Source organism: Stutzerimonas stutzeri, from assembly GCF_009789555.1.
GTDB lineage: Bacteria > Pseudomonadota > Gammaproteobacteria > Pseudomonadales > Pseudomonadaceae > Stutzerimonas > Stutzerimonas stutzeri_R.
On the sequence record NZ_CP046902.1, the window covers coordinates 1471841 to 1484027 of the forward strand.

The window sequence follows — 12187 nt, forward strand, 5'->3', positions numbered from 1 at the left end:
TTCGAGGCGGCGTGATCTGTGACCGGTGACGGGCAGCACACGCCCACCCGAGGCGAAACGCGTGGTTTAGCGCGCCGGCGAGCCGGTCACGCCTCTTCTGGATTCAATACAGCGCCTGGTACAACTTGCGGCGATACGCCGTGACGAGCGGGTGGTCGTTGCCCAAGAGGTCGAATACTTGCAGCAGCGTTTTGTGCGGCAGGCCGTCGGCGTACTCGCGGTTACGCACGAATAACTTGAGCAGCGCATCCAACGCCGCTTCGTACTGCTGTCGGGCAAGTTGCTGAATCGCCAGTTGATAAATGGCCTCATCGTCTTCGGCGTTTTGCGCCAGGCGGCTCTTCAGATCGGCGACGTCCGGCAGGTCGTTGGCCTGGCGGAGAAAGGTCAGCTGCGCGCGGGCGCCGGCCAGGGCCTGCTTGTGCTCGTCGCCTTTGACCGCACCGAGTACCGTTTCAGCCTCGGCGAGTTCACCGCGTTCGGCCAGGCAGCGTGCGTAAAGAATCAGTCCCGCAGCGTTTTCGTTGTCTTCGGCCAGCAATTGTTCGAGCGATTGTTCCGCTTCGCCGATGCGCCCCTCGGCGAATAGCGCCTGGGCGGTTTCCAGCAGGTCGGCCTGGGGCGCGGCGGGTGCCTGTACGTGGGGCTCGAGCATGGCGCGAATAGCCGACTCGGGTTGCGCGCCAGCGAATCCGTCAACCGGCTGGCCATCCTTGAACAGCACCACGGTAGGCAGGCTGCGCACGCCGAAACGGGCCACCACCTCCTGTTCGATGTCGCAGTTGACCTTTGCCAGCAGCAGTTCGCCCTGGTACTGCTCGGCGATGTTCGCCAGCAGCGGCATCAGCGCCTTGCATGGCGCGCACCACTTGGCCCAGAAATCCACGAGCACGGGCTTGTGGAAAGAGTTTTCCAGCACCAGTTGCTCGAAGTTGGCGCTGCTGACGTCGAAGATGTATGGGGTCTGGCTCATCGGAGGTCTCTGAGTGGGCGCAAATGAGGCGTGCATGTTAAGTGGGGGCGCGCCGAATCGGAAGCAAGTGGCGCGTGACGATCATCAGCCGCTCGGCGCCGTCAACGGCCAGTCCTGCAGCGCTTGGTAATGCACGCCGTTTTCGGTGCTTTCGGACGCAAAGAGACCGAAGCCTTCCACCTGCCATTTGAAGGCGGGCGGATGGGTGTTCGGCCGTTTCTGCACCTCCCGCGACAGCGTCACGTGCGGCAGGAAGGGACGGGAATCGAGGGCGAAACCGTGCGCGGAGAGCCCAGCATGCAACTGCTCGACCAGTTGGCTCAAGGGGGGCGGTACCTGGCTCGGAATCAGGCAGGCAAAGCCATGCCCGATTGTCTGCACCTGATCGAGCCGCAGCATGAAGGCATCAGTACGCAGATGACTGCCGAGCTGCCGCAAGCCGTCCAGCTTCGCCACCGGCTGGCTGCCGAGAAAGGCCAGCGTGAGGTGCAGGTTGGCCGGCGCGACGGGGCGACCGCCGAGGTCCTGGCTGTCGCGCCAATCGCAGATGGACGTCGCCAGCGCGGTCGGGCACGGCAGGGCGAAGAACAGACGCAGGGGTTTCTCGGTGATCATGAGGGGCTCCTTTGAGGCTCGCCTGAGGCGACGGCGACAGCGCGCGTCGACTGCCTGCGGTAGACCTCAGCCGGCAGCCAGGGATTCAGCCTCGGCGCGCCGGTCGGCGTGGTAGAGGCTGACCCGTCGGAACTCGGCCGGCTCGGCCAGATCCGGCCAGGTGCAGGCATCGAGGGTCGCCAGGCGACGGTACAGCGCGTGACGGAAATCACGCACCCGCGAATCTGCGACCAGTGCCTGGCGGCCACGACTGAGGAAATGATCGAGCAGTGGCAGGTTGGCGCGGTCGTAGAGCACGTCGGCGACGATGATCAGGTCATAGCGGTCCGCTTCGGTGAAGAAGTCCGCCGAATAGCTCAGGTGCACGCCGTTGAGCCCGGCGTTGGCGCGACAGGCCGCCAATGCCAAGGGATCGAGGTCGCAGGCCACGACCTCGAGCGCACCGGCCTTCGCGGCGGCGATCGCGGCGACGCCCGAGCCTGAGCCGAAATCCAGCACTCGTTTGCCGCGCACCCACTCGGGATGCGCGGCGAGCCAGCGCGCCAGCACCAGCCCGCTGGCCCAGCAGAAACACCAGTAGGGCGGCTCGTCGAGAATTCGTCGGGTTTCTTCCGGGCTGAAGGCGCGGTCCATGTTTACCGCATCGATCAGCCACAGCCGGATGTCGGTACCGGGCAGGGTTTCGATACTCAGGCGCGCATCGCCCAGCAGGTCGGCCAGGGCCGCCTGTAGCTTTACCGGCGGCATCAAGGCGCGGGGACCAGCCGCAGCGGACCCAGCGACTGGCTGGCCGGGCTGCTGATGTGTACGGCCGGCAGGCGCATGATCAACTGTCCGGAACGGGTCACGCGCCCGCGCAGCTCGACCTGCTGATCCCTGGGGAATTTCTCGGCGTTGAACTTGAGAATGAACGGCAGCTCGTTGCCGCGGCCTTTCAGTTGCACGCTACTCAACAGGCGATCGGGCTGGTCGCGTCGGTTGACTTCCAGCAGCGCCAGCTCGACTTCGCTGTCGGCTGGGGCGCCGATCAGGCTGCCGTGCAGTTCGTGCAGTGGCGTCACGGTGGCCGGTGGGTCCTCGAAGGTAACGGGCGCGGAAGGGCGCTGGGATTGCTGGCTCGAACAGCCCACCAGCACCAGCAACAAAACGGGCAGAACAAAGGGGCGTAACGACACGGACGGCTCCGGAATCTGGCGGTGATGCGCGCCTGTATAGCAACATTCGGCTCGATTTGTCTTGCCGACGGGATGCGCTACCATGGCTCTCCCGACGTCTGACAGCTCTAAACCATGCATTGTCCCTTCTGTGGTGCACATGACACCAAGGTCATCGACTCGCGCCTTGTGGCCGAGGGCGATCAGGTGCGCCGCCGCCGCGAGTGCCTCGCCTGCGGTGAACGTTTCACGACCTTCGAGACCGCCGAACTGGTCATGCCCCGGCTGATCAAGCAGGACGGCAGCCGCCAGCCGTTCGATGAACAAAAGCTGCGTGCCGGCATGCAGCGGGCGCTGGAAAAACGTCCGGTCAGTGTCGAGCGCCTGGAAGAGGCCATCGCCCATATCAAGCATCGGCTGAGGGCCACCGGCGAGCGAGAAATCAAGTCGCGGGTGCTCGGCGAGCTGGTGATGGTCGAGCTGCAGAAACTCGACGAGGTGGCCTATATCCGCTTCGCTTCGGTCTATCGGCGTTTCCAGGACCTGAACGAGTTCCGCGAGGAAATCGAACGCCTGTCGCGCGAGCCTGCGAAGAGCGAATGAACGCCGTCGACCATGCCTGGATGTCCCGTGCCTTGCAGTTGGCGCGCAAGGGGCTGTATTCGACGCACCCGAATCCGCGTGTCGGCTGCGTGATCGTCGCCGACGGGGCGCTGATCGGAGAGGGCTGGCATGTACGGGCTGGCGAGCCGCATGCCGAGGTGCATGCGCTGCGCGAGGCCGGCGAGCGTGCCCGCGGCGCCACCGCGTACGTCACGCTGGAGCCGTGCAGCCATCATGGACGGACGCCGCCTTGCGCCGAGGCGCTGGTCAACGCGGGCGTCGGGCGTGTGGTCGCCGCCATGCAGGACCCCAATCCGCAGGTCGCCGGCCGTGGTCTGGCGCGTCTGCGCAGTGCGGGTATCGAGGTTGCCAGCGGTGTCCTGGAAGCCGAGGCGCGCGAGCTCAACCGTGGGTTTATCAAGCGCATGGAAAGCGGCCTGCCGCTGCTGCGGGCGAAGCTGGCGATGAGCCTGGATGGCCGCACGGCCATGGCCAGCGGCGAAAGCCAGTGGATTACCGGGCCGGCGGCGCGGGCCGATGTACAGCGCCTGCGTGCGCAATCCAGCGTGGTGCTGACCGGCGCCGACACGGTGCTGATGGACAACGCACGCCTGACAGTGCGTGCCGGGGAGCTGGGGCTGGACGAGCAACTGACTGCGCTGGCCCTGCAGCGTCCGCCGCTGCGGGTGCTGGTCGATGGGCAACGGCGGGTGCCGTTGGATGCGCCCTTCTTCATGGCCGGCGGCGCGCTGGTGGCGACGGCGATACCGGGCGATGGTGAGGCGTACCGTGCTGCCGGCCATGAGGTCCTGGAGCGGGCGAGCGCCGAGGGCCGTGTCGATCTGCATGGCCTGCTGCTTGAACTCGGCAGCCGCGGTGCGAACGAGGTACTGCTCGAAGCCGGGCCGCGTCTCGTCGGCGCCTTCGCTGCGCTGGGCCTGATCGACGAGTACCAGCTATACGTCGCCGCGAAGTTTCTTGGCTCCTCGGCGCGCCCGCTGCTTGAGCTGCCGCTGGCGCGCATGAGCGAAGCGCGCGAACTCAGGATCATTGATATCCGCGCCCTCGGCGATGACTGGCGCATCGTCGCCCGTCCGGCCAACTGATTGGCGTTCACGTGCCTGCCCGGCGGGACGGCGGCCAGGCGTTCAATTCACGGGTTTGAGCCCGTTGTGATCCAGTTTGGCACGACGCTTGTTGGTGCCCAGCAGCCATCGCGCGAGCGGGCTGTCGTGATGCGGGTTGCCGAAATGGAACAGCGCGGTGGCACGCAACAGGGCAGGGTCGCACTGATCGTTGGCGTGCAGGCTGCGGTAGCCCCAGAACAGGTAGAGGTTGCCCGGTACCAGTTTCAGGCGAATCGGCTTCAGCCAGCCGTACCTGACCGCCAGCGCGGCCAGTTTCTGGCTCAAGGTGTTGTGCAGCAGCGCCTTCTCGACGACGTTGCGTAACGCATTGAAACGAACCGGTCGCAGGTTGGGGAACAGAATCAGGTCGCCACAGTGCTCGCCTTCGGTCGGGATGAACAGGGGCAGCAGGGCAGTGACGGCGGTGGCGTCGAAGTGATAGAAGTGCGACTGCTTGAGGCCGCTTCGGCCCTGCAGGCACCGGATAACCGGAAAAACCTGCTCCAGTTCGGGCGGTTCCCGTCCGGTCTGGACCCGATACAGGTCGGTCATCATTTCCTTGAAGGGCGCCGAAAGCGCCAGCGCCGCCACGATGCTGCCACTCAAGGCCTCGATGCCGTGGATGGCGAAGTATTCGCCTTCATGGTTTGCCGCCTGTTGTTCGATGAAGGCGCGACCTTGCTCGAGCACTTCGGGCGAGAGGTAGTTTTCCAGCACGGCAAAGCCGTTGGAATCGATCTGCGCCGCCCATCGCGCAGCCGATCCCTCCATAGTCGTAACCCCTGACATATCCATTTCTCTCGGCACATGAATAAATGGTCCGGAGCGTGTTCCTTTTCGCGGTCTGATCTGCGCGGAGGGCCGCTGAATACGAGCGGGCCCAGGCTCGGCGTATCGATGCGAGTAATGCGGGAGCGACGTTCCATCCTGATCGTCTTGTCGGTCACGCCACGGCGCTTGCCGCAGGGCGTGGCGATGCGTATGGACAAACAAGCGAGACGGTAGTTTCAACGGTGATGAAAGCCATTGAGCCCATCGGGCGCTGGCGTCGCCTGACGATTATCGCGAACGCGCTGCGATCGAACGGTCGTTTGCCGGCTGCAGAACCGGCTCATCTATGGTAAAAACTGCGCCGGGCCTTCATTGGCCCACGTTCTCAGGGCGGGGTGAGATTCCCCACCGGCGGTAATGGCGCGGCGATCGCGTCTAGCCCGCGAGCGCTTGTCTCCGACAAGGTCAGCAGACCCGGTGTGATTCCGGGGCCGACGGTATAGTCCGGATGAGAGAGAGCGGGATGCCTCGACGGGCGCCTTTCGTGCGCGTGTCTAACTCCCTATCGATCCGCAGCGCCCTGTTTTGTCCAAAACAGGAGTTCGTCATATGCACCGTCTCAACTGCCTTCCCCGGGAGGCCGCATGTTCACTGGAATAATCGAGTCCATCGGTACCATTCGCGCACTGACCCCCAAGGGCGGCGACGTCCGCGTGCTGGTCGAGACCGGCAAGCTGGACCTGTCCGACGTCAGGCTCGGCGACAGCATCGCGGTCAATGGCGTCTGCCTGACCGCCGTGCAGTTGCCGGGCGATGGCTTCTGGGCCGACGTCAGCCGGGAAACCCTGGCACGCACTGCATTCATCGATCTGAAGGCCGGTAGCCGGGTAAACCTGGAAAAGGCGCTGACGCCGTCGAGTCGCCTGGGCGGGCATCTGGTCAGCGGTCACGTCGATGGCGTCGGGCAGGTCCTGTCGCGCGAAGAAAATGCCCGTGCGGTGCAGTTTCGCATCCGCGCGCCGCGTGAACTGGCCCGATACATCGCGCTCAAGGGGTCGATCACGGTCGACGGCACCAGCCTGACCGTCAATGCCGTTGATGGCGCGGAGTTCGAGCTCACCATCGTCCCGCATACCCTGGCCGAAACCATCATGGCTGACTATCGCCCCGGGCGGCAGGTGAACCTGGAAGTGGACCTGTTGGCCCGTTACCTGGAGCGCTTGCTGCTGGGCGACAAGGCGGCCGAGCCCAATGCATCGGGCCTGACGGAAAGCTTCCTGGCCGAACATGGCTATCTGAACCCGGCTCGCTGAAACACAAGGACTGGCCCCATGGCTCTGAATACTGCTGAAGAACTGATCGAAGACATCCGCGCCGGCAAGATGGTCATCCTCATGGATGACGAGGACCGCGAGAACGAGGGCGACATCATTGTTGCGTCCGAGTGCGTGACCGCCGAGCACATCAATTTCATGGCCCGTTTCGCGCGCGGCCTGATCTGCATGCCAATGACCCGCGAGCGCTGCGAGACCTTGCAACTGCCGCTGATGGCACCGCGCAACGGTTCGGGATTCGGCACCAAGTTCACGGTGTCGATCGAAGCGGCGGAGGGCGTGACGACCGGCATTTCTGCGGCTGACCGTGCCCGCACCGTCCAGGCCGCCGTGGCGAAAAACGCCAAGGCGGAAGATATCGTCAGTCCCGGTCACATCTTCCCTTTGATGGCCCAACCTGGCGGCGTGCTGGCCCGCGCTGGCCACACCGAGGCGGCCTGCGATCTGGCGCGGATGGCCGGTCTCGAACCGTCCGGGGTGATCTGCGAAATCATGAACGACGACGGCACCATGGCGCGGCGTCCGGAGCTTGAGCTGTTTGCCGAGCAGCACGGCTTGAAGATCGGCACCATCGCCGACCTGATTCACTACCGGATGATCCACGAGCGCACCGTCGAGCGAGTATCCGAACAGCCGCTGGAAACCGAGCTGGGACAGTTCAAGCTGGTCACCTATCGCGACGGCGTGGAAGACACCGTGCACATGGCGCTGACACGCGGCGAGATTTCCCCGGAGAATCCGACCCTGGTGCGCGTGCATAACATGGAGCCGTTGCGTGACCTGCTGCTGGTCACCGTGCCGGGCCGCTGGAGCCTGCGCGCCGCGATGAGCGAAGTGGCCAAGGCCGGTAGCGGTGTGGTGCTGTTGCTGGGCAATCCCCTGACCGGTCCGCAGTTGCTGGCCCAGCTCAACCGTCAGCAGTTGCCCACGCCCGCGACCTACAGCACGGTAGGCGCCGGCTCGCAGATTCTCCGGGACCTCGGCGTGCGCAAGATGCGCCTGATGAGTTCGCCCATGAAGTTCAATGCGATATCCGGCTTCGATCTGGAAGTTGTAGAATACCTGCCCGCTGAGTAAGGGCTGCCGCGCGACGCGCCTGCCAGGTGGCGTTCTCGCCTTGCCTGTCCGGGGCGCGACGCGCTGCTCCGCCGGGCTGCTTTTTTTGCCCACAAGCTCTTTAACGCTATATGAGATTGTTCCCAATGACACTGAAGACCATCGAAGGTACCTTCATCGCCCCGCAGGGCAAGTACGCCCTGGTAGTGGGACGCTTCAACAGCTTCGTCGTCGAAAGCCTGGTGAGCGGCGCCGTCGACGCGCTGGTGCGCCACGGCATTCGTGAAGACGCCATCACCCTCATCCGTGCACCGGGTGCCTTCGAAATCCCGCTGGTGGCGCAAAAGGTCGCCCAGCAAGGCGAATACGACGCCATCATCGCGCTCGGCGCGGTCATTCGGGGCGGCACTCCGCACTTCGAGTACGTCGCCGGCGAGTGCACCAAGGGCTTGTCCCAGGTGTCCATGGAATTCGGCGTGCCGGTCGCCTTCGGCGTATTGACGGTCGATTCCATCGAACAGGCCATCGAGCGCTCCGGCACCAAGGCTGGCAACAAGGGTGCCGAAGCGGCGCTGTCCGCTCTGGAAATGGTGAGTCTGCTGGCGCAGCTGGAGGCCAAGTGAGCCTGAATCGCGACGACAGCCAGGACGCTCCGCAGCCCAAGGCCAAGGGTAAGATCGCCACGCGCCGGGTCGCACGCAGCCTGGCGATGCAGGCGCTGTACCAATGGCATATGGCGGGCCAGAGCCTCAATGAGATCGAGGCGCAGTTTCGCGTCGACAACGACTTCTCCGGCGTTGACGGCAATTATTTCCATGAACTGCTGACCGGCGTCGCGCGTGCCAAGACCGAAGTGGATGGCGCCATCACGCCGCATCTCGACCGGCCTCTGGACGAACTCGACCCCGTGGAGCTTGCGATCCTGCGCCTGTCCACCTACGAATTGATGCAGCGCATCGACGTGCCTTATCGGGTGGTCATCAACGAGGGCATCGAGCTGGCCAAGGTGTTCGGTGCCACGGACGGGCACAAGTTCGTCAACGGTGTGCTGGACAAGCTGGCCCCCAGCCTGCGCAGTGCCGAGGTCGGCGCTCACAAGCGCTGAGTTCGCACAGCCTGATGGGTGAGTTCGAGCTGATCCGCCAGTACTTCGCCGCCGCCGCTTGTGCCAGGGTCGGCGGCGATGTCGTGTTGGGCATCGGCGACGATTGCGCCTTGCTGGCGTTGCCGGCGGGCGAGCAGTTGGCGGTTTCCAGCGACACGCTGACTGCCGGCATCCATTTCCCCGATCCCTGCGACCCTTACCTGCTCGGACAGCGCGCCCTGGCGGTTTCCACCAGCGACCTGGCGGGAATGGGTGCTACGCCGATCGGTTTTACCCTGGCACTGACATTGCCCGAGGCCGATCCCGGCTGGCTCGCCGAATTCGCCCGAGGCCTCGATGCGATGGCGGCGGGCTGCGCCATGCGCCTGATCGGCGGCGATACCACGCGCGGCCCGCTGAGCATGACGTTGACGGTATTTGGCCGGCTCCCGGCCGGCCAGGGTCTGTTGCGCAGCGGCGCGCAGCCAGGCGATCTGCTGTGCGTCGGCGGGGCGCTGGGTGACGCCGCCGGTGCGCTGCCGCTCGTCCTGGGCGAACGCGAACAGGGCACCGCGGAGGCGGCGGCGCTGCTCCGACGCTACTGGTTGCCACAACCGCAGCTGGCGCTGGGACAGGCCTTGCGCGGCAAGGCGAGCGCGGCGCTGGACATTTCCGATGGGCTGCTCGCCGACTGTGGTCACATGGCCACTGCGTCCGGCGTGCTGCTGCGTATCGAGCAGCAGAAGCTACCGTTGTCGGATGCGCTGGTGCGGTTCGCCGGTCGTGATCAGGCGTTGCAGTATGGCCTGACCGGCGGCGATGACTATGTGCTGGCGTTTACCCTGCCCACCGAAGCGTTGCAGGCGCTGCAGGCCGAAGGCTGGTTGCTGCATGTGATCGGGGACGTCGCGGTCGGCGCGGGTGTGCAATTGCTCAATGCCGATGGCCAGGCGATCACGCTTGCCAGCCAGGGGTACAACCATTTCAGTGGCTGAGCAGGTCGACCGCTCCGCCCGGACACAGAGGACCACCGTTTGACCGATTCCCTGCAGCCCACCGCCGACCCGATACCGCTATCGGTATGGAGCAATCCCTGGCACAACCTGGCGTTCGGCCTGGGCTCCGGAACATTGCCGAAGGCGCCCGGGACCTGGGGCTCGCTGGTGGCGCTGGCATTCGTCCCGTTGTGGCAGATTCTGCCCGACTGGGGCTACGGGCTGGTGATCATGCTCAGCATGCTGTTCGGCATCTGGCTGTGCGGCAAGGTCGCCCGGGACCTGGGCGTCCACGATCATGAAGGCATCGTCTGGGACGAATTCGCCGGGATCTGGATCACCTTCTGGCTGGTGCCTGCTGGCTGGTATTGGCTGCTGCTCGGCTTCGTCGTGTTTCGCCTGCTGGATATCCTCAAACCCTGGCCGATCAGTTGGGTGGACCGGCATGTACACGGTGGGTTGGGAATCATGCTCGACGATATTCTCGCCGGTTTCGCGGCGTGCGGCCTGATGCACCTCGCGGTCCTGTGGCTGGGTTGAGCCACGGGCTGTGCGGCGGGTCGCTGTCCGGGCGGGCCGGTCATGGAACAATCACGCTTCGTCGCGATTCAAGGAGCCGTCACCGATGCGTCCCATAGCCCTGCTGCTCGCCGCCTTGTCGTCGAGCCTCTGCCTGCTGGCGGTGGCGGCGCCGCACGTACAGGTGGTCGGCCTGTTTCCCGGTGCTGCCGTGGTGAACGTCGATGGCCAACGCAAACTGGTGCGGGTTGGCCAGTTGGGGCCGGGCGGCGTCGAGGTGGTCAGCGCCGATGCGCAGGGCGCGGTGCTCCGGGTCGACGGCGTCGAGCGCAGCTATGCCCTCAGTCGTGAACTCAGTAGCGGCTTCGCCGAGCCCGACCGACGCCAGCTGAGTATCGCGCAGGGGCGTGGCGGGCATTACTGGGTAGCCGGTTCGATCAACGGGCAATCGGTGCAGTTTCTGGTCGATACGGGAGCCACTTCGGTTGCGATCAACGAAATCCAGGCGCGACGTCTGGGCATCGATTACCGCGTCGATGGCAGGCAGATGGTGGTCAGCACTGCCAGCGGCACGGCCAAGGCCTGGCGGGTGCACCTCAATAGCGTCAAGGTCGGTGCTATCGACGTGCTGGGTGTCGAGGCGGTGGTGATAGAGGGCGCAGCGCCGACTGAGGTTTTGCTCGGCATGAGCTTTCTCGGACGGGTCAGTTGGCGCGAGGATCAGGGCGTCCTGAGGCTCGAGTCGAAGATATGAGCGCTGCCAGAGGTTTCTGTCAGCCGTCGTCCGGGTTTGCCAGCTGTAGATGAACCGTAGAGCGTTACGACCGGTCAGGGCGTGACTGGCGACACGGCGGCTACCAAAGCTCTTCCAGCTTCCAGCTTGCGGTTGCTGTTATAATGTCCGCTTTTCTGCCTTCTGGAGTTTCTCCGGTGTCTGTCGTGTTCGTCGCCGCTTCCAAATTGCCGACGCCGTTCGGCGTGTTCACCATGCATGGTTTTCTCGATCAGGACACTGGCAAGGAACATGTCGTACTGACCCTGGGCGATGTTGCCAACGGTCAGCCCGTCCTGGGTCGTCTGCATTCCGAATGCCTGACCGGTGATGCCCTGTTCAGTTTGCGCTGCGATTGCGGCTTCCAGCTCGAAGCCGCGCTCAGAGCCATTGCCGAAGAGGGGCGCGGGGCGCTGCTCTATCTCCGCCAGGAAGGCCGTGGTATCGGCCTGCTGAACAAGATTCGCGCCTACGAATTGCAGGATGGCGGCGCCGACACGGTCGAGGCCAATGAACGCCTCGGTTTCGCCCCCGACATGCGCGACTACGCGATCTGCCTGCCGATGCTCGAACACCTGGGCATCGCCGAGATCAAGCTGATGACCAACAACCCGCGCAAGGTCAAAGCCCTGCAGGGATTCGGCATCCGTATCGCCGAGCGCATGCCGCTACAGATCGCGCACAACCCGCATAATCGCAAGTATCTCGCCACCAAGGCCGGCAAGCTCGGCCATATGCTCGGCGAAATTCACCAGGGCGAAGCCGAGCAGTCGTGAACCGCACGGCTATCCGCCGCCAGTTGGGGTTCGATGGCTGGCGCTATCTCTTGCTCATCGTCGTTCCGGTGCTCGTCACCCGCCTGCTTCCCCAATGGGGCGATCAGCTCGCGGTGCCGATGTTTTTTGCCGGTCTCGCCACGCTGTTTCTCACGCTGCCTCGTTTCACCGCCTTCAAACACGCCCTGATCGCCACTGAAAAAGAGCTGGGAAGCGCTGCCGAAGCGTCCGCCTGGGCGGCGTTGCGCGCCGTCCGCTTGCGTGCTTTGCGAACCGCCGCGCTACCGGCATGGCTCGCGGCGATCGGGACGCCGCTCGGCCTGGAGCCCGTCGCGCAGCTGTTGCTGGTCTGCGCCAGCCTGGTCCTGCTGGTGCTCTATCGCATTCCGCGTCAGTTGCAATGATGCG

At 64.7% G+C, this 12187-nt stretch carries 16 protein-coding genes and 1 riboswitch; of the genes, 11 read left to right on the forward strand and 5 right to left on the reverse strand.

The annotated features are described in order from the left end of the window. Window positions 1-103: 103 nt before the first annotated feature. The 4 genes from trxA to GQA94_RS06865 form a co-directional block, all read right to left on the reverse strand. Window positions 104-973: a thioredoxin gene (gene trxA / locus GQA94_RS06850; RefSeq protein ID WP_158187325.1), complete on the reverse strand. Its 870-nt coding sequence runs from the start codon at window positions 971-973 to the stop codon at window positions 104-106. Between the two features lie 84 nt (window positions 974-1057). Continuing rightward, a complete protein-coding gene (thpR, locus tag GQA94_RS06855) occupies window positions 1058-1585 on the reverse strand; it encodes an RNA 2',3'-cyclic phosphodiesterase (RefSeq protein ID WP_158190050.1) in 528 nt (175 codons plus the stop codon). 69 nt (window positions 1586-1654) lie between these two features. Continuing rightward, complete coding sequence (locus GQA94_RS06860; RefSeq protein ID WP_423835395.1) at window positions 1655-2335, reverse strand: class I SAM-dependent methyltransferase; 681 nt, start codon at window positions 2333-2335, stop codon at window positions 1655-1657. Further along, a complete protein-coding gene (locus GQA94_RS06865) occupies window positions 2335-2763 on the reverse strand; it encodes a YbaY family lipoprotein (RefSeq protein WP_233270226.1) in 429 nt (142 codons plus the stop codon). Before GQA94_RS06865 ends, GQA94_RS06860 begins: the two co-directional genes overlap by 1 nt. A gap of 114 nt (window positions 2764-2877) precedes the next feature. Between GQA94_RS06865 and nrdR the strand changes: the two genes are divergently transcribed. Both nrdR and ribD read left to right on the forward strand, forming a co-directional pair. Further along, window positions 2878-3345, forward strand: a complete 468-nt coding sequence (gene nrdR, locus GQA94_RS06870) for a transcriptional regulator NrdR (RefSeq protein WP_158187328.1) — start codon at window positions 2878-2880, stop codon at window positions 3343-3345. Further along, window positions 3342-4451, forward strand: a complete 1110-nt coding sequence (ribD, locus tag GQA94_RS06875) for a bifunctional diaminohydroxyphosphoribosylaminopyrimidine deaminase/5-amino-6-(5-phosphoribosylamino)uracil reductase RibD (protein WP_158187329.1) — start codon at window positions 3342-3344, stop codon at window positions 4449-4451. The genes nrdR and ribD overlap by 4 nt, the downstream gene beginning before the upstream one ends. A 42-nt stretch (window positions 4452-4493) precedes the next feature. Here the strand turns inward: ribD and GQA94_RS06880 are convergent, their stop codons facing one another. Then, window positions 4494-5243 (reverse strand): hypothetical protein, encoded by a 750-nt coding sequence (locus GQA94_RS06880; RefSeq protein WP_158187330.1) that lies wholly within the window; start codon window positions 5241-5243, stop codon window positions 4494-4496. A gap of 377 nt (window positions 5244-5620) precedes the next feature. Further along, window positions 5621-5767, forward strand: a riboswitch (FMN riboswitch). A 120-nt stretch (window positions 5768-5887) separates the two neighbouring features. On the opposite strand from GQA94_RS06880, the gene GQA94_RS06885 reads away from it, so the two are divergent. The 9 genes from GQA94_RS06885 to GQA94_RS06925 all read left to right on the forward strand — a co-directional run bounded on the left by GQA94_RS06885 (window position 5888) and on the right by GQA94_RS06925 (window position 12183). Further along, window positions 5888-6556 carry a riboflavin synthase gene (locus GQA94_RS06885; RefSeq protein WP_158187331.1) on the forward strand — a complete coding sequence of 223 codons (669 nt, stop codon included), beginning with the start codon at window positions 5888-5890 and terminating at the stop codon, window positions 6554-6556. An 18-nt stretch (window positions 6557-6574) separates the two neighbouring features. After that, complete coding sequence (gene ribBA / locus GQA94_RS06890) at window positions 6575-7654, forward strand: bifunctional 3,4-dihydroxy-2-butanone-4-phosphate synthase/GTP cyclohydrolase II (protein ID WP_158187332.1); 1080 nt, start codon at window positions 6575-6577, stop codon at window positions 7652-7654. A gap of 125 nt (window positions 7655-7779) precedes the next feature. Continuing rightward, window positions 7780-8256 (forward strand): 6,7-dimethyl-8-ribityllumazine synthase, encoded by a 477-nt coding sequence (gene ribE / locus GQA94_RS06895; protein ID WP_158187333.1) that lies wholly within the window; start codon window positions 7780-7782, stop codon window positions 8254-8256. Continuing rightward, window positions 8253-8738 carry a transcription antitermination factor NusB gene (gene nusB / locus GQA94_RS06900; protein ID WP_158187334.1) on the forward strand — a complete coding sequence of 162 codons (486 nt, stop codon included), beginning with the start codon at window positions 8253-8255 and terminating at the stop codon, window positions 8736-8738. Before ribE ends, nusB begins: the two co-directional genes overlap by 4 nt. An 11-nt stretch (window positions 8739-8749) precedes the next feature. Then, window positions 8750-9712: a thiamine-phosphate kinase gene (thiL, locus tag GQA94_RS06905; protein ID WP_158190051.1), complete on the forward strand. Its 963-nt coding sequence runs from the start codon at window positions 8750-8752 to the stop codon at window positions 9710-9712. A 39-nt stretch (window positions 9713-9751) separates the two neighbouring features. Then, window positions 9752-10252: a phosphatidylglycerophosphatase A family protein gene (locus tag GQA94_RS06910; RefSeq protein ID WP_158187335.1), complete on the forward strand. Its 501-nt coding sequence runs from the start codon at window positions 9752-9754 to the stop codon at window positions 10250-10252. 85 nt (window positions 10253-10337) lie between these two features. Further along, window positions 10338-10985: a retropepsin-like aspartic protease family protein gene (locus tag GQA94_RS06915; protein ID WP_158187336.1), complete on the forward strand. Its 648-nt coding sequence runs from the start codon at window positions 10338-10340 to the stop codon at window positions 10983-10985. A gap of 176 nt (window positions 10986-11161) precedes the next feature. Beyond that, on the forward strand, window positions 11162-11779 hold the full coding sequence (gene ribA / locus GQA94_RS06920) for a GTP cyclohydrolase II (RefSeq protein WP_158187337.1): 618 nt from the start codon (window positions 11162-11164) through the stop codon (window positions 11777-11779). After that, on the forward strand, window positions 11776-12183 hold the full coding sequence (locus GQA94_RS06925) for a hypothetical protein (protein WP_158187338.1): 408 nt from the start codon (window positions 11776-11778) through the stop codon (window positions 12181-12183). The genes ribA and GQA94_RS06925 overlap by 4 nt, the downstream gene beginning before the upstream one ends. Window positions 12184-12187: the final 4 nt, after the last annotated feature.